Origin of the sequence: Bradyrhizobium sp. 160 (assembly GCF_023073735.1) — a bacterium.
Classification (GTDB): Bacteria; Pseudomonadota; Alphaproteobacteria; order Rhizobiales; family Xanthobacteraceae; genus Bradyrhizobium.
On record NZ_JADPKD010000024.1, the window covers coordinates 1 to 21,095 of the forward strand.

A 21,095-nucleotide genomic window follows, 5' to 3' on the forward strand; every position below is an offset into this window, starting at 1 on the left:
TGCGCCGACCTCACCACTGAACGGATCGGCCAAGAACCTCTCCGCCGTCAGTTCGGGCCGGTTCAGATAGCCACGCGCGACCCCCGCCCCGCCAATGTAAAGCTCTCCGATCGCCCCAAACGGAACAAGTTCGCCATGACCGTCCAGCAGATAAATCCGCGTGTTCGCAATCGGTCGGCCGATCGGGACAACTGACCTATTAAATCCAGCGGAATAATGCCAAGCAGCCGCGTCAATCGTCGCCTCAGTTGGTCCATAGAGATTGACAAGCGGCTGAGATGTCAATTGCAACCATCTGCTCGCTAATTCTTTTCTAAGAAGCTCTCCACCACAGAATGTGAAACGCAAAGAACCGATATACTTTTGCTCAACGTCGGTAAGCGCAAGCAATGCTGCAAGAAGCGACGGGACCAATTGCAGAACAGTGACACCATACTTATCCAGTAGCTCTAAAAGTTTTCGAACATCTAATTGCAGGTCGCGAGGAAGAAGAATTGAACGCGCCCCAATCGACAAGGCTGTCCATAGCTCCCATACGGCGGCATCAAACGCGGGGGAGGTTCGCTGCAAGAAAACGTCGTGGGTAGTGAAATGGAATTTATCCGCCTGCCAAATCGTGTGGTTGACCAAGCTTCGATGCTCGACCATGACGCCCTTTGGAGTGCCGGTAGATCCCGAGGTGTAGATCACATAGGCGAGATGGCGCGAGGTCAGGCCAAGCGCACGCGGGTCGGGATCCGAGGCCGGCAGCTTCGCCCAGGCCGATGTCGCCGTCTCGAGATCGACCACCGTCAGATCGGCCAGCGCATCGGCGCCCAGCGCGGATCGTCCCGCAGCATCGGCCAGCAACAGTTGCGGCTGCGCATCCTCAAGAACCTGCTTGAGCCGTGCGCACGGATAGGCCGGATCCAACGGCAGATAGGCGCCACCCGCCTTGAGGATTGCAAGCAGCCCCACCACCATCGCCACGCCGCGCTCAAGGCAGATCGCCACAGGCTGGTCCGGCTTCACCCCGAGCCCGATCAGATGATGCGCCAGCCGGTTCGCCCGCGCATTGAGCTCGCCATAGCTCAAGCGCTCGTCCTCATGGACCACCGCCACCGCGTCCGCCGCCTTGGCTACCTGTGCCTCGAACAGCTCGTGGATGCACCGATCCGACGGATAGGCCGTCGCCGTCCGGTTCAGCTCCTCTAGCAAGTACACCCGTTCGTCGAACGGCAACAGTCCAATCCGTTGCACCGGCCGATGCGCATCGGCAGCCACCTCAAACAAAAGGCTTTGCAGATGCTGCGTGATGCGGTCGATCTGGTCGGCCACCAAGCGACTTGCATCAAAGTGCAATCGAAAGCGCCCGTCTAGAGCACAAACCTCAAACGTCAATAAATCACCGGATAGGATTGCCTCTGAACTCAGGCTAACACCGGTAGCAGAACAGCTATTTGCCACAACCGTGATGCCAATCGGCCATGGTCTGCGCGATCGTAGCAGCTCAATACCCCCCAGCGACGGACAACGTGCGATAAGATCCCGCGCAAAGCTATCGTACTCCCTCAGCTGAGCGCACTCGGCCGCCACCACTTTGCGCACCGCAGCAAAACCATGACCGAGGTCAATGGTAATTTCCATTGGCACGACAGAAGCGACAAGCGCGTCTATGATCTTCAACCCGGCTCGCGAACTTTTCGGTGCGGGAGTCCATCCCAACTGAAGCTCTGATTGGCCGGTGACGCGGGCGAGATAGATGAGCCACGCGCTTATCAGGTATTCCGCACGATCGGTCGGCGACAGCTCGGCCAAACCACTTGGAACGAACCACGAGCTCGACTGCCATTTAGAGCGAGCTCCAGCTTCTCGAGACGACAAAAAAGGAAACTGCAATGTCTTGAACCGCTCAAACCGCTGTCGCCAAAAACGCTCTTGAGGCGCCAACATTTCGTGGGCGACAGTTATGCTCCGCGCCTGATCATCGCCTAAAACTGGCAGACAATCCCCCACATCCAGATCGAAATCCCTCGCAAGCACACGCGCGTCCAACGCGTTACCATCCGCGCTGCCAAACGAGACATCAACATCCTCCGTATCTGTTGCCACACGCCAGTGGCTGGGGTGGATTTCGACTAACGTACCTGCCGGACAACCCGTGCGTCGAGCCGACACCTCCAAGCTCCTAACTACGACAACGTCGTCGCCTACCAGAGCCTTGGACAGACATAGCGGATTTGAATGATACGGCCCAAAGTCTAAGGCTCGCATCATCGCTGACAAATTTTCCGCAGCACGATTCCACCGCATGCAGCCTGCGGCATCTGGTGGTCGAGACCTCGGAAAATCGCTTCTCTCCACTACCGCCTGAGGACGAACACTGAGCTCTCCGTTCGCCAAGCCAGTTAAGAGCTCGCGGAAGCCCACGATGGCGGCTTGATCACATTTACGGTTGAGAGTTAGCGCAGTATCGTTGGGCGCGATCGATACCTGACGTTCAATCACCAGGTCATCGGTATTCACACCATGATCGATCCGATGCCAGCTAATTGCGTACTCGACCTCTTGCGCCAGCAGCGCCCAGGACGTGGCATGAGTTCCTGCATATCGTGGCAGCGGGCCGTCGTGGTAGTTGAAGGCGCCTTTGTGGACACGACGAAACACATCCACTGGCAATTTGAATGGATTGCCGACAAGAAAAATCAACTCGACCGATTCGGCATTCAGTAAGGCGGAGAGCTCTTCAACACTCGCTGCGCGCAAGATATTGGCGCGTGCAGCCCAATCGCCGAATATGACATCGGCACACAGCACCCCTCGGATGACATGGCCCATCTCCATTGCTAGCTGAGCGCACCTGATAGCTAGCGTCCCACTGCCAACAAAGACGCTAGACGAGGTTGATGGGGCTGCAGATTGCTGTCTATCACAATCGCCTATTTCGCAACTCGATGAGACTGGCACAGATCCCTCCTAACGTGCCCCGTGTCCATAACAAGCAATGCGCGAGCCGCGAACGAGGCAAACTTGTCTTCAACGGTCACGCGGTCGATCACTTCAGAACAATCCCCCCGGGACTCAGGATCTCGCGCCAATTGACTATTTACGTACTGTGGCGCGTAACCCGATCGAGCGTCTGGTGCTGCGTCTGAATACCGCCATAAGTGCGCGGCTGGCGTCCACCAAAGGAAAGCGATCGACTATCTTCACCCCCGGGCCCCTCCGTCGCGCAGCCTCAGCAATTTCTGCTCCAGGCGCCGCGCTACATAGTGACCCAAACCTGTCACACTGGTTCGGATTTGCTCGGGAGTAACCGCGCTAAAAGCTAATCGTATCCTGCAGTCTTGAGAGTTATCCAACGCGAAGAAGCTCAACGGCGTAACGATGACATGGTCACGCCTTGCACACTCGTCTGCGCAGTCCGCGCCAAATCTGAAAGGAAGATCAAGAGTTAGAAAGAAGCCACCGGAGGGACGGCTCCACCGAATTTGATCAGAGAAAGGCGAAAATACACTGTCCAGCTCACACAACATAATGTCGCGATTTTCACGGTACCAATCCAGAGCCGGTCGTATCCAATCGCCTAAACGTCCTCCGTTTTGAATCAAGAGCCCCGCGACGATCGCTTGGGCAATTTGGCTCGTATTGACGGTAACGAAGCTCTTGCGCCGGACCAGATCTTCCCAAAGCGACCGACGAGCAGCAGCGTCTCCAAACATCGTGTCGGGCAGGCTTGCAGCTCCGACGCGAAGAGCTGGGCTTATTGTCTTCGAGAATGTGGAAAGGTAAATAACACTTCCGACCTCATCCAAAGCGGCCATCGGGGGTACCGGATCGCCGTCATACCGAAACAGCCCATATGCGTTGTCCTCTAAAACGACGAGCCGGTGTCTGGCGCACACTTGGAGGATGTTGCGTCGCTCGTCTGCATCGAGAACACGTCCGGTCGGATTGTCAAAATCGGGGATAAGATATATTGCCCGGGCCTGTTGACTTTTCTGGCGCAATTGCAGCACGGCGAGCTCGATCGCGTCAGCAAGGCAAGGTTCTGAATTGGACAACGCCGCGGCAGCGACTCCTGTAGCCTTGGCTGCACCGATCGCACCGATATAGGTGGGATTGCAGACCAGCAGCACATCCGACGGCTCCGGACAGAGCGCCGGCAGGCAGAGGGCGACTGCTTCCTGGCATCCTGAGGTGATCAGTACGCGGTCCGCGCTCGCCGGAACCCCCTCATCGCATTGCACCTGTTGCGCAACGAGCTCGTTGATGATGCCGGCCGTTCGTCCATACTGCAGCAAGTGAGCCCATCCGTGGGCGCCCCCGTGACCACCAACTGAATCGTTTTGATACACGTTCACCGCGTTCAACAAAACCTGGGGATTGAGCCTATCGAAGAACCGGTCACTCGGTCTGCCTGACGCTAGCGAGACAGCTGACGGAAACAGACTGGAGACTTCGTTCAGGAAGTTCATTACTGATTTTTGCGACCTGACATTCATCCTGGAGTCTTGGAAAAGCGTGGAAGGATAAAATCACACCGGTGTCCGACATGACTCATCGAGGTGTACACGTCCTATTGCTCAATATTTTCCAGACTGCTCAAGTTGGTCGAAAAGCTGCTGGACATTCGATTCGAGAAAGCCAGTCTCTCCGCCTCGATGAATGATTTCGAAGCTAAGCCCCGTTTCAATGGACCGACTTGAGAAGGCCTGCGTCAATCCAGGACCTCGAATCACACTCGTATCGAATCCCAAGCCACGAGATTTTAGAGCCTCTACAGCAGCATCGACGTCATCGACCTCAAGAGCGATATGAGCAACTCCAACGCCGTGATGGCGCACGAGCTCTGAGACCTGAGACGTCGGTTCAGTGCCCTGGCACAGAACAAACCTGATTCCTCGGGTCTCAAGCTCGGCAGATAGCATGCCGGTCGCTCGACCCTTGATGTGAAACCGGCATTTCAATTCAAAGCCCAGCACGTCCCGAAAGAACTCAATAGAGGCTTCAAGGTCGAGCACAGCAATCGCAATATGATCGATCCCGCGAAATTGTGACAGCGAACTCGCGCTTGTTCGGTTGCCATCTATAACGGCCCCCTGTTTGGCCTTACCATCGGTGGTCTTGGGCATAACATCCTCGCTCTCACTCGCAGAATTCGAACAGCGAAGCGACCCATCGCGAACGACGCTGCTACCAACAGATCAGTTCCGTTCTAAGATCAAGATCCCTCACCGTCCTTTGCTCGAGTTCCGACAACTCAGCCTTATACCTGGCCACATCTAATTGAGCGCGAAGGAGCTTCGCTTTGAGCTCTTCTCGTAGCCTTAGGGCTTCTCGGAATTCCGGCGACTCCAGCATAAGTAAAGAGCACATGTACTAACCAGTGAAATGAAGGCAGCCGACCAGCGCGGTCTTTCGAGACCGCGCGGGGCAGAAGGTCGACTGTCGGACCGCCTCATCCGGCTCATCGCAAAACCTACATTACATCCGGACTTGGCGGGCGTCGCTGCCGCCCTCCAAAATCCGCAGCAACCAACGGCTCTGCCCCGCGTCCCTAGCAATCAGTGTGCCGCAAAAGGGGTGGTGCGAGTGTTGCTTAAAGAATGGCAAAAACCTCGTGCTTCGCACTGAGGCGGCGGGCTACGCGCCAGCCTTACTGTCGGACGTCCTACATGCACGTCTTCAACCGGACACGGCTCATCACAACGACACGGACCGTCAGTGAAGAGATCACCTCTGGTGCCGTTGGAACGTGTTCCCGCAACCATGATTGAAATGGACCCCGATTTTAGGACCAGAGGCTTAGTTGGAAAAGGGCCGCTCCGTTTGATAGACGGAGGGCATGATGACGAAAAGACACGACGGAAGATCGACGCGGCGTTGAAGGCAAAGATCGCGCTGGAAGCCGTGCGGGAGCAGGCGACGGTGGCCGATCTGGCCAGCGCCATGAGGTTCACGCGAACCAGATCTATGCCTGGAAGAAGCAACTGCTGGACCAGGCGGCCCGAGCTTTTGACGCGGGTGTCCGGCGGGAGAGCGAGGACGTGCGCGAACGCGAGGCCACAAGATCTATCCCTATCTGCTGCGCAATATGACGATCGTGTTGAAAATCTCCGGCGTGCCGTACGTCGCCAGCGCCTCTTCCAGAGCCGCCACGCAGAACGAGACGTCCATCGTGTTCGACAACCGCCACGCCAGAACCGCACGGCTCGCCCAGTCGATGACGGCGACGAGATAGAGAAAGCCACGGCCGATGGGCAAATACGTGATGTCGGCCGCCCACACCTGGTTTGGCCGGTCCCGGCGCCGGCTTCGTCGTGTTCGGCTTCGGTCCCAGCGCCGCGATGCCCATCTTGCGCATCAGGCGCTGCACGCGTTTGCGATTGACCTGAAGCCCCTCAGCCTTCAGCATAGTGGTCATTCGCCGCGAGCCCAGGAACGGCCAGGCGGTGAACAGCTCGTCGATCCGCTGCATCAGGGCAAGGCCGTTGTCGTTGGCCGGCCGTGGCGGCCGGTAGACCCCAGAGCGCGCGATGCCAAGCAACATGCATTGCCGGCGGATCGACAGCGCCTGGGTCGGCGCGATCGAGCATTCCTCGACGGTCCGGCGTGCTCATCTTCCGGACCTCCGTGCTAAAAAATCGCGCTCGACTGTCAGTTGTCCGATCTTGGCGTGCAGCTTCTCGATCTCCGACCAGGGCAGTCAGTTCACCAGTGCGCCTTCACCCGGCGCGTTGGCGGGCGCAGGGATCAAGATCTCCATGGATGGCCGCGGTCGTTGGATGGACAACGTCTTCATCGAGCGGCTGTGGCGGTCGCTCAAGCAATGAGGACAGCCTCTGACACCATTGCTGCGATTTCGATAAGCGACATATCAGGGACGGACAGCTGTGCACCCTGATCCAGCCCGAGGTCAGAGAAGGCTCGGCTCGAAGGCGGGCGGTAAGCCGTGATGAGGCACAGCATGTCGTGTCGACGCAGTGCCGCAAGAAAACGCACTAAGCTCCGCCGAACGGCCGGGTCTTCGATCTCGTTGAGATCATCGAGGATGAGGCCGCGCCAATCGGACCCCACGAGTTCGCTCAGCGCCGCATTCAATCGACTGGTGATTTGTTCAGCCGTACTCTCGCGAAGGTCGAGAATGCACCAAGGCGTATCCTCCAGGCGGGCCATGAGACGGGCGACCGTTGTTTTACCGGTGCCGGTCGCACCGGTCACGAAGGTCACGCCATGTCGCAGGACGCGCTGCCGCAGATCGGTTGTCACTTCGACACGTGCGGCCAACACCGGCGGGAATGGCAACTCCGACTCCCGCTCGAGAAGGCTCGGGGGCGCGGTCGGCTCCCCCATGCTCTCCTCTTGCGTAAGGCGGTTCATCATCGCCTCGAAGCCGGTTCGCGGGACCAGCACGCTCGCTGTGTCTGTTACGAGGGTCAGGAGTTCGCGTCCGTCCAGGCGCCGCCGTCCGCCTTCGGCAATCGTCAACAGTATCCGCTGTACGACGGCATCGGCGAGCCGCTCACGTTGGGCGGGCGCATGAAAATGCTCAACGTGATAATGAAGCAATCCCTCTTCGAGCTCGCGCTTCACTCCTTCGAGGGGCTGCCTGCCGCAGCTCCACTGGATGCGGCGCAGGAACTCATCGCGTAATGTCGTATCATCTCGGGTCGCGATGAAGTTTCGCGCTCGGTCAGATAGCGCTATGTTGTCCAGTATCGCCCGGAGGGGAGACACATCGGCTCCAGCCGCGGCCCGCCGCCAATAATGGAGCGTTGCCTCGCCGCCAGCTCGGTGTTCGAGCTTCTGTTCTCGACCTATCGCACAGGTCGACAGGAACTGAAGGTAGACCTGTCGATCCGGGTTGCGCTCGACCAGATCGACGAACCCGTCCAGCGCATCGCGCACCGCCTCCGAATTGATCGTGATGCTGGCCGATGTGTCCTTGACTTGCACGGCACGAAGCGCCTCCTCGGCCGCGACCGCGTAGTCCTGCGCCACCTCGAGCCAGAGCTCTTGGCTTGGACCGACATCCAGCCATGCGAGGCCGCTCGCATAGAGCTGATAAGCATAGCCGCGCAGGGACGCGGCGGCCTTTGCGCAAGGATCGCCACTCGGCTCAGAAAGGCGCGGACCCTGACTATACGGCTGCGACATGGTTCCAGAAGGGGATTGGAAATGTCAAATTGGCTGCCTCAGCGGCGATTCGAGGCTTTGACAAAGTCCGCCTGATACGGGTCCGAGCGCAAGTGACAATCGGACTTTTACGATAGCATATCATTGTCTACCTTGGTGTGTGGCCCTCGAGACGCCGGCGTGCCTCCACCAACGACCCCTCATCTAGTCGGAGCGAGCAGATCAGACTCTTCTCATCGGTTATTCTGTAGACCGTGATCCGTGAAAAATGCTGCGCTTTCAGATTAAGAGCGGCCGCGCGGCGCCGGCTACTCTCGGCCTGTTCATCCAGGACGCGGAGCATCGCATCAGGCAAAGCGAAGAATAGTCGGCAGGGCTCGATGCTGCCGTCTGTGCTCGAAACGGTGAGACGCCAATTGGATGCGCCATTCTCGTCGAGCTGATAGTGAATGCTGGTCCACGGATCGGCCGGCGCTTGCATATGGCGAATCATTCGTTCGCGGTGATCGGCCTTGAGGAGAATGACAAAGCCGGTTGCCGATACACCAACGAAGAGTTCGCCGATATTCCAGGCGGCTTCGAGCAGTGGCTGGAGTATCGGCAACAGGCCGCCCTCAGCGTCCGCCTGCGATAGACCCCATAGCTCACGTCTCAGCGTGGCGCGAATCCGTCTGACAAGCCGGCCTCGCGGCGGCGCCGACGCGCTGGCGGTGCGTTCCGTACTTTCAATATAATCATGCAGATCGTCGCCCACCGTGTCGATCGCCGATCGCAACTCGTCGTATTCCTGATGAGACAGATCGAGCAGCGCCACCTGGTGGGCCAGGGCATAGGCTTGCGCCCCAGGCGAAAAGCCCGATGTTGAACACAGCGCATACCGATAGCTGTAACAGAATCCTCGCCCGCTATTGGTGACGTCCTCGTTTGTTAGACCTGGAGCGGTTCCGGCCGGCCGCGCCTGCACCGTCACCAGAACCTGGTTGACATCCTGAAGGATGCCGACGGCGTGCCGCGCCTCGGGGATACCCACCCTCGCCCGTCCCTGCCCTCTCCATTTCGCCTCGATGAAGAGACGAATGGGATTTCCGAACGCCGGCGCCCATGTCAACTCGCCCAAGACGTCCGCCTGATGGAACCCGCCGCGTCCGCGCACCTGGAGCCCATTGCTCATGAGAGAGAGGTCGTGCGGGTCATCCTCCGGCCGCGTGAGAAGGCGATAGCCTGCGTTCCTGATGAGCGAGGCGACGACCTCCTCGAGAAGATACCCTTTCAGGACACCGGGCGAGATCACCGCTCTTCTTGCCATGTCAGCTTTGCTCTCTCCGGAACCGCAGATCTGACCCGGTGCCTACACCAGCCGGACATCGCTCACAACGCGTGGGCGGCGGTTATGCAACCCTTAAATCACCCCAGCGGGTGCCCGCCCGCTTTCGTTGCCGCGCAGCAATTCTGCTGGAAGTTCAGCGAACGTCCCGCTAAAAGGGCCGACCGCCATCACCGGGCTGCAAGGGAACTTCCACGTGCCGACGCTGCAGGCGACTATCGCATCCAAATATTTCGAGAAGCTGCGCCAATCGGAGGACGTGGATGCCGGGAAAATCGCGCAGCTTGAGGAGCTGTTCGCCTCGGGCAAAAAGATCAAGGTCGATGAGCTCGTGAAGGTCTTTGCCGCGCCGGCCGGGAGCGACTTCACGTGATACGCCTTGAGCACGCGCATATTGAGGAGATGCGCGGCATCCGCAACCTCGACATCGCTTTCGATCAGAAGACGTTCTCCATCTCCGGCCCCAACGGGTCCGGCAAAAGCGGCGTTATCGACGCTATCGAATTCGGACTGACCGGCCGCATCAGCCGCCTGACCGGCACGGGCACCAAGTCGCTGTCGATCGCCGAGCACGGCCCGCATGTCGATCGCGTCCGCTTTCCTGACGCAGCACTCGTCACGCTCAAGGTCTATTTCACGGCCCTCAAGAGATCAGCGACGATCACCCGCAAGGTCTCGGCACCAAAAAAGCCCAAGATCGAACCGGCCGACCCTGACATCAAGGCGGCCTTCGAGCAGCTTGCCGACCATCCCGAAATTGCACTGTCCCGGCGTGACATCCTGCGCTTCATTCTGGTCGAGCCATCGCGGCGGGCCGAGGAGGTTCAAGCCATCCTCAAGCTTGAGGAGATCGGCGAGAGGCGGACCGTGCTCAATAGCGCACAAAACCGTGTCAATGCCCTGAAGCGAACGGCCGAGGCCCAGTTTCAGACGGCACGCAGCAGTTTGCTGACCCATATGCAGATCCCGAGCGTCAAGATCGATGATCTGCTCGCGGCCGCCAACGCGCGCCGCAAGCTTCTCGGCCTACCCTTGCTCGATCAGTTGACGCCGGACACCAGGCTCGACGCCGGGCTCACCTCGAGCTCGTCTGCGTCAGCGTTCAACAAGCAATCGGCCCTGCGCGACCTTGCTGCGATGGCCGGGGCTCGCAAGCAGCTTCCCGAGCTCGCCAAGGACGAGGTCGCCGCCCTGCTCGCGACCATGACTACTCTGGCGGATGATCCGGCGCTGCTTGCCTCGCTCCGGCGACGGACGCTGGTTGAGCAAGGCATCGAACTAATCGACGGTCCGCACTGCCCCCTCTGCGATAGCCCGTGGAGAGCGAACGACATCTGCGCGATCACCTCGCGATCAAGCTCGAGAAATCTAACGAAGCGCAGCGCCTGCAAAGGGATCTCTTCGCCAACGCCAACATCCTCGACCGCACGCTGTCGGGTTGGCTCTCGCAACTCGCGACGATCCGCAGGCTTGCCGAGGCGCTTGGGGATGAGGCACTCGTCGCGGCGATCGATCAGTGGACCACGGAGCTCGGCAGCCTGCAAGGCAACTTCCGCTCACTCGATGGGCTTCGCGGCATCAGCGAACGCCTGGCGAGCGGATGGCATGCGGTGCCGGAGGGATTCGATGAGGCAGTCGCAGCCTTCGAAAACATGGTCGCCGATCTGCCGGACCAGACGGCCACTGTCGACGCTCAGACCTTTCTCGCTACCGCGCAAATCAGGCTCGCCGATTTCCGTGAGAACATGCGCGCCGACAAAGCCGCCGACCTCGCTGTCGCGGCCGCGACCTGCGCCTACACGACCTATTGCGAGGTCATGGATGCCGAGCTGGAAGCTCTGTACGACGACGTGCAGCAGGATTTCAGCACCTTTTATCGACTCATCAATGAAGATGACGAGGGTGAGTTTACCGCCAAGCTCTCGCCCAGCGCCGGCAAGCTCGATTTCGACGTCAATTTTTACGAACGCGGCCTTTATCCTCCGGGTGCCTTTCACAGCGAAGGGCATCAGGACAGTATGGGCGTGTGCCTTTATCTCGCCCTGATGAAGCGCCTGTTCGGCAATCAATTCACCTTCGCTCTGCTGGACGATGTCGTGATGTCCGTCGATACTGGCCATCGCTATCAGTTCTGCAAGCTGCTGAAGACGCATTTCAAGGACACGCAGTTCATCATCACCACCCACGACCGCACCTGGGCGGAGCAGATGAAGTCCGCCGGTCTCGTTACCGGCAAGACCTCACTCCGCTTTCACAGCTGGACCATCGATACAGGTCCGCTCGTGGAATCGAACGTCGAGGTCTGGGACGAGATCAAGACGGCGCTCGACAAGAACAAGGTCGGCGTGGCTGCCGCGGCCCTGCGGCGCCACCTCGAATATGTCTCCAGGCACCTGGCCGACCAGCTTGGCGCCGCCGTGGTGTTTCGCGGCGATGGCGGTTATGAACTGAACGACCTCCTTCCGCCGGTGCTTGCGCGATTCAAGACGATCTGCGGAAAGGCCGCCGACGCCGCGCAGTCCTGGGGAAATGACAAAGGCAAGGCCGAAGCGACCGCGCTCAAGTTCAAGCTCTCCGCGTCGAACGCGGCATCCTCGGTGGAGCAATGGGCCATCAACAAGGCCGTGCACTACAACGAATGGGAGAATTTCGGCAAGCGCGACTTCGCGCCTGTCGCTAACGCTTTTCGAGAGCTGCTCGAATGCTTCAGATGTGAGCGCTGCGAAAGCTGGCTGTTTGTGACGCCCCGCCACAAGCCGATATCGCTGCGCTGCGCCTGCGATGCCGTCAGCCTCAATCTGGAGTCCAAACTGAGATAATCCGGGTGACTAACGCGCCCTTCGCGGCCTCTCGTTGAGCTCCCGAGAACCTCGCCAGGTTTCGCCACAGAACGTTTCGATTCGCAGGGATATCAAGCGCTCTCACTCTCATCTAGGAGCGGGACTGTTCCGGACGCTGGTCGATCAGGCAACGTTCGTGCCCGACGAGGCTGAGCTGGCGATTGTGCTGCGCGGCGACCTAGCTGCGTTCTTACGGTTCGCCGCGAACAGAAAACTCGACGTCCTTTCGGAAGCCGGGGGTCTTGGTGCCTTGCTTTCGCAAGAATCGTTGGTTGCGGGGACACGCAACACACGATTGTTGCGATTGGTAGAACAGAAAATTCCCAGGCTCGCTGCATAACTGATCGGAACAGGCGACTTCCCAAAACTTGCTAAGCTGTTGATTTGAACGGTAATCCATCGCGGAGTCCGCTTGAGAGCGCCATCCGGATCTCTCGGCCGCTTTAGTGTCGGGAAGTCGACAATGTGCAGCACCTCTACTTCCACCTTTACGATTTTCGAAGCCAAGCATTTGGAGCACAAGTAAGATTAGTGCCAAATGCGTCGGTGTAGTAAGTGTCGACCAGAAATCCTGATTGCTCCATCAATTGCAAGCCGTCAATAACCTCTTTATTTGCCTCTATGGGAACATCTTCGATTACGTAATAATCTCCCGAGACTAGAAAGTCCCCCAGATAAGAAAATACCGAAAATACTTGCACGTGGGCGTCGTCAATCACGAGCCAAGGATGAGGTAACTTGATCAGGAGGCTCTTGTCCAAAGTCTCGACGAGCGAAAGATCAACCTGATGGAAGGTAAGTAGTGGATGTTTTGCATTTTCATGGATACGTTTGATATTCAAGTCAAAGGAGTGTACTTGGCCTGGGTGCTCACAAAGAACTGACATTTGGTCAGCAAACCACAGTCCGCTACCTCCCTGAAATGAGCCGAGTTCTATAATGGTCCTCGGCTGAAGTTCCCAAATAAGCCTCGTATATAGGGCCAAATCAAATGGGGTTTTGATCAATATTAAGCCCTTGTAGGTCAGCGCTAAGGCTCCGACTTTTGTAGAGCGCTTGGGAAAACTCCAAGGGTCTATAGATGATCTCGATCCGCGACCTGATTGCTTTGCAAAGCGGTCCGAATAGTCAGCATTTGCGATGCTTCTCATCGCATCAATCAGTCCCCACTGATCAAGAAGCCCGCCCACCTTCATTTCTTCTGGGTAGTCCTTGTGGGCGAGTTCCCAAAACGCTTTGTATCCGGAAGCGAGTTTCATGGCTCCATCTCCGCACTGACCCTAGTGGCCCCTCGCTCCTCCAGCAACCGCCGTGCCAATCGCTGAATGATGCTCGCTTGCATGACAGGACCTGAGCACGCAGCTCGCAGCAGCATGTCCGCTGGAATGAACGTGGCGCTTGTCGAGTTCGCGACATCAGAGCTTATCAAATTGGACATAGATGGTGCGAGTTCGCCGAAGAACCGACTGGCCAAGGGCGTGTGGCGCCATTGTCCGGCCCTGCATTCCTCCCTCCAACAATTGCGGATTCACCAATGAACCGTATGACGGAGAAGCGTGATGTGACTTCTAAGGTCAGCTCTTGAACAAATGTGACGAGGAGCCGGGTCGGACCGCTGATCGAGCTAACTACTAAGCCTCGTAGGTTCACGTCACAACGGGCTTTGCTATGATCGTATGTCGATGCAAGCTGGGGCACAATCTCCGGCTCCACTTCCATTCGAAGCAGCGAGCCGGCCCTCTCCACTGGAAGACGGCTGCCAGCCAAAATCGTTACCTCGATGCACTCTGACAAGCAACACGGGACTTAAGCAGCAAATGTTGGACAGCTCTAACGAACTCAACCCTTGGGACCGCGATCACTTCTTCCATCCTGCGACGTATGCTGGAGCGCATGCGCGAGGTGAAATGCCAACACGCGTGATGAGCAGAGGAGATGGTGTCTACATCACTGATACGTCCGGCCGAACCAGTCTCGACGCCTTCGCGGGCCTTTTTTGCGTGAACGTCGGATACGGCCGTCAGAAGATAGCCGAGGCGATCGCAAAACAAGCGAAGGAACTCGCCTACTATCATGCTTATATCGGGAACGGCACGGAAGCCCCCATCAGGCTATCTAAAATGATCATAGACCGTGCGCCGGTAGGCATGAGTCGGGTCTATTTCGGCCTATCTGGCTCTGATGCGAACGAGACAAATATCAAGCTGACATGGTATTACAACAACGTGCTTGGCCGACCGGAGAAGAAAAAGATTATCTCGCGCTGGCGCGGCTATCACGGTTCAAGCGTGATGACGGGCTCGATGACCGGGCTTGAACTGTACCACACCGCCTTTGATCTACCGCGCGCGCCAATTCTGCACACCGAGGCACCATGCTATTTCCGCCGCGCCGACCGCGCCATGAGCGAGGAGCAGTTCGCCCAAGAATGCGCCGACAAGCTCGAAGACATGATCTTGGCCGAGGGGCCCGATACAGTCGCGGCATTCATCGGAGAGCCGATTTTAGGCGCCGGTGGTATCGTTCCGCCACCCACTGGCTACTGGAAAAAGGTGCAATCGGTACTAGAGAAGTATGACATTCTACTCATCGCGGACGAAGTCATCACGGGCTTCGGCCGCCTTGGGACCATGTTTGGCTCCGAGCACTACGGCATTAGGCCGGACCTAGTGACGATCTCGAAAGGCCTCACCTCCGCGTACGCGCCTCTGTCAGGCGTCATCGTCTCTGATAAGATTTGGCAAGTGCTCATACGAGGCTCCGATCAACTCGGCATGATCGGTCATGGCTGGACCTGTTCCGCCCATCCGATCTGCGCGGCGGCTGGCATCGCGAATCTCGAGCTGATCGATGAGATGAACTTGATCGCTAATGCTCGTGATACCGGCGCCTATCTCCGCACTGCACTAACTGAAGTGCTCGACGGTCACGCAAACGTCGGAGAGGTACGCGGGGACGGGCTGATGGCGGCGGTGGAATTTGTTGAGGACAAGGATGACCGCGCCTTCTTCGATCCAAGCAAGAAAGTTGGTCAGCAGGTAGCCGCCGCCCTACTCGAGCGTGGCGTCATCGGCCGGGCCTTGCCACAAGGCGATATTCTTGGGCTCGCCCCTCCATTGTGCTTAACAAGGGACGAGGCTGATATCATCATCGAGAACACAGCTAATGCGGTCAAGGCCGTTTTTGCCAACTAATAATTGGTCCGGCTTACAGGCCTGAGATATCACGAGCCTTACGAGTAGCCAGTTGTTGTATGTATGCTTCGTGTTTGGATAAAGTCGCGCTCGCATCAATGGTGGACCCGTCGAACCCTTCGAGCATACTCTCGGCAGAACACCTCTTGGAGATCTATGCCCGTGAGGGAATTCCCACCAGAAGATGGGAGGCGGCTTTGAAACTCCGAAGAAGATCGCTTCCCAACCAGTTGGCTAAAGCAAGTCTGCCCGCGGGGACGGCGAACGATAGCAGCACCAAGTAGCGTGGGTGGAGCAACGGACGATCGGCGGAGCTGGTCGGGGTGTTGCGTAGCCGATCGTCCGTTGCGGTGAGGTGGCCGGCATAGGCTGCGGGGGTTAGGTATTTCAATAGACGTCGATCTCGGGGCGGCGGGTGGCCCGCGAACTCACGACAATCGTCGAACCGACGTGGCAAGCCAGGAATGATCGTATCCGACCATGGCACCGAGTTCACCTGCAATGCCATGCTCGCCTGGTGCAAAGATGCCGTCATCGACTGGCACTTCAACGCGCCCGGCAAGCCGGTACAAAACGGCTTCATCGAGAGTTTCAATGGCCGAATGCGCGATGAGCTGCTCAACGAGACCCTGTTCTTCGATCTCGATGACGCCCGTTGAGTCAGGTCGTCGGAGATTGTAGTCGGCGATCCCGTTCGCGGTCTTGGCGCGTGACGTCGTCGACAATGTTGAGGATGCGGAAGCGCCGGCCGTTAGCGAACTGGTCGTGGACAAGGTCCAGCGACCAGCGCGCGTTGGGCCTGGCCTCCCCCAGGATCGGGGCCCGGGTCCCCACAGCCTTACGCCGAGCCCGTCGCTTACGGGCGGCGAGTCCCTCCTCGCGATAAAGCCGGAAGATCCGGTTGATGCCCGACGGCTCGCCCTCCCGCCGCAGCAGGACGAACAGCCGGCGGTAGCCGAAACGCCGCCGCTTGTTGGCGAGATCTCGCAGCCGGCCTCGCAGCTCTGCCTCTGGAGGGCGGCTGGAACGATAGCGGATCATCTTCCGATCCGCGCTCACGATCGAGTCGGCCCGCCGTTCCGACAGGCTAATGACGGCCTACAGATGTGCGACCGCAGCGCGCTTAGCGGCGGGCCCTACCATTAATGGGATGGCCTGCCCGGTCCTCCTCTCTCATCATAGGAAGGTCAGATCAAAAGAGGAGAGTATCATGGCCCATCGCAATTTGCCGCGACCTGCGGCTGTCTATGGAATCGACATTGGCAAGAACCTGTTCCAGGTCTCTGGCCTGAGCTGCGACGGCGCACCTGTTCAGAACGTTGCTTTCGACGGGACACCCTTCTTCAGTTCTTTGCTCGCGCACAACCAAGCATAGTCGGCATGGAATCCTGCGCCGGTTCACAGTGGCTCGCCCGGACGATACAGGCACTTGGTCACAAGGTGCGCCTGATCCCCGCGCAATTCGTGAAGCCCTACGTGAAGTCAAACAAGAACGATATCATCGACGCCGAGGCGATCGCTGAGGCCGCGACGCGACCGACAATGCGCTTCGTCGCCGTGAAGGAGGAGGACCAAGTCGATCTTCAAACGCGGCATCGATCCGTGAGCAGATGGTCGGCTCGAGGACACGCCTGATCAATCAGATGCGGGCTCTCTGCCTCGAGTACGGCGTACCTTTGTGTCACGGTGTCGGAATATTCAAACTCGAGTTGCCGCGCGCCTTGAATGACGAAGGAAACGATTTGCCACCAGTGATGCGTCGCCTGGTGGGATCTCTTCGCCGATCTCCGCCGCCTCGAGAACGGATCCCCGAAGTAACAAAGGAGCTCGAAGCGGTCGCCGATCGAGAGACGTCACACGCCGGCTGATGACAATCCCCGGTATCGGCGCATTGGGTGCGACCGCTGTACTTGCCGCGATCGGTGATGGGCGGCAGTTTTGCAAGGCCCGCGACCTTGCTGCCTGGCTGGGGTTAGTGCCCAGGCAATACGCGACCGGCGGCAAACAGACGTTGCTTGGCGTCAGCAAACGCGGCAACCGTTATGTGAGAAAGCTTCTAGTGCATGGCGCGCGATCCTGCTTCCGGCATCTGGACCGGACGCGCGATCGCCTGGAAGCTGGCTCGACGGGCTCCAGGTTCGGATGCATCCGAACAAGGCCGTTGTCGCTCTAGCCGCCAAGATGGCCCCCATTGTCTGGGTGGTCCTGAACAAGCCCGGAGCTCTCCACGAACGCAGAGATCCTGCTTTCACCTGACGCTTCTGGCTTCGATTGCAAGGCTCGGGAACAGTGATGACGAAATGGTGGATCAACATGCCGTAAGCCCTGTGCAAAAAAGCGGGCTTCGTCCTCGAACAATTTATTGGGAACGGGGTGCGTGGATCTCATCATGGCCTGCCTGGCGGCAACAGCAGTCCACTCGCGAGAGGCCAGATACATTTATGCAACTGGAAGCGTCATTTTGCTGTTAGGAACCCTTGCACGGACGGGGCGGACCATACATTCTTTGAAAGAAGCTCGCGAAGGGCGGCCGCATCGAGCATCTGCTCGGCTAGAAGCTTCTTCAGCTTCGCGTTCTCCTCCTCCAGCGCCTTCCGCCGCTTGGCCTCGGAGACATCCATGCCGCGGAATTTGGCATCCAATTGTAGATCGTCGCCTCCGAAATCTCATGCTTGCGAGCGAGGTCGGCCGTCTTCGCACCAGCCTCATGCTCCTTCAACACCGCGATAAGCTGCTCTTCCGAAAAACTTGCTCGCTTCATCTGTCCGTCCTTCTGCGGGGCCGGGCTCTAACTCCATCCGGAGGAAATACTCAGTGGCAGGTCAACAGCAATCCAACGTTTCCACTACCAAAGAGGGTAGTATATCGATCCATTGATTGTGCTGTATCAACATGTGGAAGTACGACCAGGATGCAGTCATTAAACTAGGAACTGTAGCAATGAAGTGCTTGATGGATTCGTTGCGCGTCTCTCGCGCCCTCCAAATTCATGACGACATCCTCGCTGAAAAAGGCATAAAGTTACGAATAGGATTCGATTTCGACGAATACACTCGGATCACTCGCGCGACTCCAACGAAGGAGCCGATCGAACCAAATTTCAGGCCAGATCTCTCGCCAATCAACCCAGGCGAGGGCTATTGGATCATGGGAGTTGACAAAGAGAACGCTGTCGCCATTTTGGCCGCGCAACGACTTTATGATCTTTCAAACAGTAATCTTGCAGAACATTTTCAATCTTTAAAGGCGTTCTATGCGGATCCAACCGTACGTGCCAATCGTTCTGACCGATGCACTTGCAGAGCTCCAAGCGCAAAGACAATAACGGGGACGGTCGCCTACCATGGCGACTATTGGATCCGAAAAGAATTTAGAGGACAAGGAATGTCCGCGATCATAGCAAGAATGACACACGGCCTGTCTTTTGCAATGTGGGCTCCTGACTTCTTGTGCGCGCTTGTAGAGCGATGGGCACTCGATAAGGGCCTAGTCGCCCAGTACGCATGTCCTCACCACGAAGCAGACGTATCGATACTGGTGGAGGTGGAGGGCGAGATTGTGGACTACGAATACTGGCTGATTTGGCGAACCGGAGAGGAGTTGAGGAACGAGTTTGATTGTCACAATAGAAACGCACTCATTTTGACCCCGCCGTTTCCACCGACACAACTTGCCGCTACTTAGTCCTGATGCGGAGCTCGCCAGTCGATGGACGGCCGGAGTACTCGGAGAGTCGAGCCGCTCCGCGTAATCGTGCAAGGCGAGTGGATCTTTACCGTCACCCGGACAGCTCCGCGAAGCGGATCGACTGCTGCCGCCGTGCCCCCCGGGGATATCCGCAATCATCGTGTGTCCGCGCAGGATCGCAGAGCGGGGTTCAAAACTGACTACCAGAGTTGATGACTTGCTAGGGCAGAACAGAGCACTTTAGATGATCCACGCTCTCGGCCGTTGCTGAAAAAAGGTGCGGCGATAAAGACCGGATCTGTCCGCGTCGTGCCGTCTGTCAGGAGCCACGGAGAACTTCGCAGAATGACTACGAATATCCTCGCTTATGAGACCAGTTCATCGCTCTTCGTGGGGCCATCAAAGATCAATGGATTGGGTCTTTTCTCGCGAAAACCAATATCGAGCGGTGCTGTTGTGGGAAGACTCAGCGGAGCCGTTCTAGAAACGCCCAACAAGAGAACCATACAAATCGATCGTCAACGTCATCTTTGTAGCGACTTTATTGACTTTATTAATCATAGTTGTCGTCCAAACGTCTACATCGAGGTTGCTTCTGAGATGGTCCTTCTGAAGGCCATCAACGCGATCGCAAGTGAGAGCGACGAAATAACGATAGACTACAATTGCTCGGAGTATTCTCTCGCCGAGCCGTTTATGTGCCGATGCTGCGAGAAATCAAACTACATTGCTGGATACAGACATCTGATGGAGACCAAGCAGCATAACTACTTACGTTGCATAGACCAATTTGCGCTGTTGCACCTCATCCAAATGTCGGAGGCGGGTGGGACGAAGTCGTCTAAGTGAGAAACGCATTGAAAACCGCCTTGAAGCGAACTCGATGCTCTTTGTAACGGACGCAAGTACAATCAAATCCTGATCATCAGAAATGCACTCGCAAGAAACGTGGTCCTATGAAGTGTATCTTGGATGCGATGCAGCCGATATCGATGTCTCAGAAGACGATCTTCGACCGATATTTTGCGGCATTTCCGCCCAAATGCTGCGAAATGACTTTTGCTAACATTTTCTGCTGGGCCGCCGTAAAACACCATCAGGCTTGTATCTATCGAGATCACCTCCTGGTGTCGTGTATGCGTGACTCTGACAGCGAGTTGCGGTTCTTTCCTCCGATAGGAGAGCATCCAGAAGAGATAATGCTTGACCTGCTACCTGGGCTCAGGGCCTACCGATGGGAGCGTATCCCATCTCCGCTTTCCCGCGACCTTTCGCAAAGCGCGTCCGTCGTACTCGATCGTGACAATAGTGACTACTACTACAAAGTAGACGAGTTGATGACGTTGAAGGGCAAGAAGTTCGAAGGCAAAAGAAATCTCGTCAGGCGATTTGCTAGTCTTAATCCGACTGTGCGAACGCTACGGCAGCGAGATGCGGCTCATTGCATTGAGCTTCAGGAGAGATGGCTAAGCGAACAAGAGGCCGGCCGAGAATCGGCAGCAGAGGAGACCTTCGCCGTCAAAGTCGCTCTACAGCACTTTGATTTGCTGCCAATAAAGGGAGTGGTGATAGAGTTAGGCGAAAAGCTCGTGGGTTTCGCCATAGGCGAGCGGCTCAACTCTTCAATGTTTGTGGAACATCACGAGAAAGCCGAACGAGAGTTCAAAGGCGCTTATGAATACCTTCTTCACGCACTCGCAGGCGAGATTGTAGCCGAAGCTACTTTCCTTAATCGGGGGCAAGATCTTGGTATTCCGGGTTTGCGCCAAGCGAAACTCAGCTGGCGTCCCGCAGGAATGATAGAAAAGTTCAGTCTTATGGTAGCTTCGTAGGGCAGGGCGTTAGACCAAACGTTTGCGACGCGGTTCTCAACGCAGCTGCCACGTCGTTATGATGGCGGCTTACTGCGAGCGCAGCGCCTCATCCAAACTG

Annotated in this window: 13 protein-coding genes and 7 pseudogenes; 10 read left to right on the forward strand and 10 right to left on the reverse strand. The window is 57.4% G+C overall.

Features of this window, described 5'->3' with window-relative positions:
• From IVA98_RS08970 to IVA98_RS37535, 4 genes and pseudogenes are all read right to left on the reverse strand, one after another.
• The coding region (locus IVA98_RS08970; RefSeq protein WP_247354683.1) for an amino acid adenylation domain-containing protein at positions 1-2,817 on the reverse strand (2,817 nt) is incomplete at its 3' end.
• A 371-nt stretch (positions 2,818-3,188) separates the two neighbouring features.
• A complete protein-coding gene (locus tag IVA98_RS08975; protein WP_247354684.1) occupies positions 3,189-4,457 on the reverse strand; it encodes an aminotransferase-like domain-containing protein in 1,269 nt (422 codons plus the stop codon).
• 108 nt (positions 4,458-4,565) lie between these two features.
• Positions 4,566-5,114 (reverse strand): VOC family protein, encoded by a 549-nt coding sequence (locus tag IVA98_RS08980; protein ID WP_247354685.1) that lies wholly within the window; start codon positions 5,112-5,114, stop codon positions 4,566-4,568.
• 970 nt (positions 5,115-6,084) lie between these two features.
• Positions 6,085-6,406: pseudogene (locus tag IVA98_RS37535) on the reverse strand (DDE-type integrase/transposase/recombinase); the annotation flags it as partial.
• 268 nt (positions 6,407-6,674) lie between these two features.
• Here IVA98_RS37535 and IVA98_RS08990 point away from each other — a divergent pair.
• Positions 6,675-6,809 (forward strand): annotated as a pseudogene (locus IVA98_RS08990) (IS3 family transposase); the annotation flags it as partial.
• Here the strand turns inward: IVA98_RS08990 and IVA98_RS08995 are convergent.
• The gene (locus IVA98_RS08995; RefSeq protein WP_247354687.1) at positions 6,805-8,139 is read right to left on the reverse strand and encodes a hypothetical protein; all 1,335 of its coding nucleotides are present in this window, start codon (positions 8,137-8,139) and stop codon (positions 6,805-6,807) included. The pseudogene IVA98_RS08990 and the gene IVA98_RS08995 overlap by 5 nt on opposite strands.
• 127 nt (positions 8,140-8,266) lie before the next feature.
• Positions 8,267-9,424, reverse strand: coding sequence for a hypothetical protein (locus IVA98_RS09000; protein WP_247354688.1), 1,158 nt, complete (start codon positions 9,422-9,424; stop codon positions 8,267-8,269).
• A 127-nt stretch (positions 9,425-9,551) separates the two neighbouring features.
• Here IVA98_RS09000 and IVA98_RS09005 point away from each other — a divergent pair, with 127 nt between their 5' ends.
• Positions 9,552-9,815 carry a hypothetical protein gene (locus tag IVA98_RS09005; RefSeq protein ID WP_247354689.1) on the forward strand — a complete coding sequence of 88 codons (264 nt, stop codon included), beginning with the start codon at positions 9,552-9,554 and terminating at the stop codon, positions 9,813-9,815.
• A 29-nt stretch (positions 9,816-9,844) separates the two neighbouring features.
• Positions 9,845-10,084: pseudogene (locus IVA98_RS37185) on the forward strand (AAA family ATPase); the annotation flags it as partial.
• A 9-nt stretch (positions 10,085-10,093) separates the two neighbouring features.
• On the opposite strand, the gene IVA98_RS37190 reads toward IVA98_RS37185, so the two are convergent.
• Positions 10,094-10,399, reverse strand: a complete 306-nt coding sequence (locus IVA98_RS37190; protein ID WP_346657699.1) for a hypothetical protein — start codon at positions 10,397-10,399, stop codon at positions 10,094-10,096.
• Positions 10,400-10,758: 359 nt separating this feature from the next.
• Here IVA98_RS37190 and IVA98_RS37195 point away from each other — a divergent pair, with 359 nt between their 5' ends.
• A complete protein-coding gene (locus IVA98_RS37195; protein ID WP_247354753.1) occupies positions 10,759-12,261 on the forward strand; it encodes a hypothetical protein in 1,503 nt (500 codons plus the stop codon).
• A 509-nt stretch (positions 12,262-12,770) separates the two neighbouring features.
• Here IVA98_RS37195 and IVA98_RS09020 read toward each other — a convergent pair.
• Complete coding sequence (locus IVA98_RS09020; RefSeq protein ID WP_247354690.1) at positions 12,771-13,541, reverse strand: CmcI family methyltransferase; 771 nt, start codon at positions 13,539-13,541, stop codon at positions 12,771-12,773.
• Positions 13,542-14,099: 558 nt separating this feature from the next.
• Between IVA98_RS09020 and IVA98_RS09025 the strand changes: the two genes are divergently transcribed.
• Positions 14,100-15,476 carry an aspartate aminotransferase family protein gene (locus tag IVA98_RS09025; protein WP_247354691.1) on the forward strand — a complete coding sequence of 459 codons (1,377 nt, stop codon included), beginning with the start codon at positions 14,100-14,102 and terminating at the stop codon, positions 15,474-15,476.
• Between the two features lie 394 nt (positions 15,477-15,870).
• Positions 15,871-16,132 (forward strand): annotated as a pseudogene (locus IVA98_RS09030) (integrase core domain-containing protein); the annotation flags it as partial.
• Between the two features lie 46 nt (positions 16,133-16,178).
• Here the strand turns inward: IVA98_RS09030 and IVA98_RS09035 are convergent.
• A pseudogene (locus IVA98_RS09035) lies at positions 16,179-16,619 on the reverse strand (IS3 family transposase); the annotation flags it as partial.
• A 67-nt stretch (positions 16,620-16,686) separates the two neighbouring features.
• Between IVA98_RS09035 and IVA98_RS09040 the strand changes: the two are divergent.
• Positions 16,687-17,732: pseudogene (locus tag IVA98_RS09040) on the forward strand (IS110 family RNA-guided transposase).
• 242 nt (positions 17,733-17,974) lie between these two features.
• On the opposite strand, the pseudogene IVA98_RS09045 reads toward IVA98_RS09040, so the two are convergent.
• Positions 17,975-18,237 (reverse strand): annotated as a pseudogene (locus tag IVA98_RS09045) (transposase); the annotation flags it as partial.
• A 131-nt stretch (positions 18,238-18,368) separates the two neighbouring features.
• On the opposite strand from IVA98_RS09045, the gene IVA98_RS09050 reads away from it, so the two are divergent.
• The 3 genes from IVA98_RS09050 to IVA98_RS09055 all read left to right on the forward strand — a co-directional run bounded on the left by IVA98_RS09050 (position 18,369) and on the right by IVA98_RS09055 (position 20,995).
• Positions 18,369-19,160 (forward strand): hypothetical protein, encoded by a 792-nt coding sequence (locus IVA98_RS09050; RefSeq protein ID WP_247354692.1) that lies wholly within the window; start codon positions 18,369-18,371, stop codon positions 19,158-19,160.
• Between the two features lie 348 nt (positions 19,161-19,508).
• Complete coding sequence (locus IVA98_RS37540; protein ID WP_524536359.1) at positions 19,509-20,012, forward strand: SET domain-containing protein-lysine N-methyltransferase; 504 nt, start codon at positions 19,509-19,511, stop codon at positions 20,010-20,012.
• A 128-nt stretch (positions 20,013-20,140) separates the two neighbouring features.
• Positions 20,141-20,995, forward strand: a complete 855-nt coding sequence (locus IVA98_RS09055) for a DUF2156 domain-containing protein (protein ID WP_247354746.1) — start codon at positions 20,141-20,143, stop codon at positions 20,993-20,995.
• Positions 20,996-21,095 lie beyond the last annotated feature (100 nt).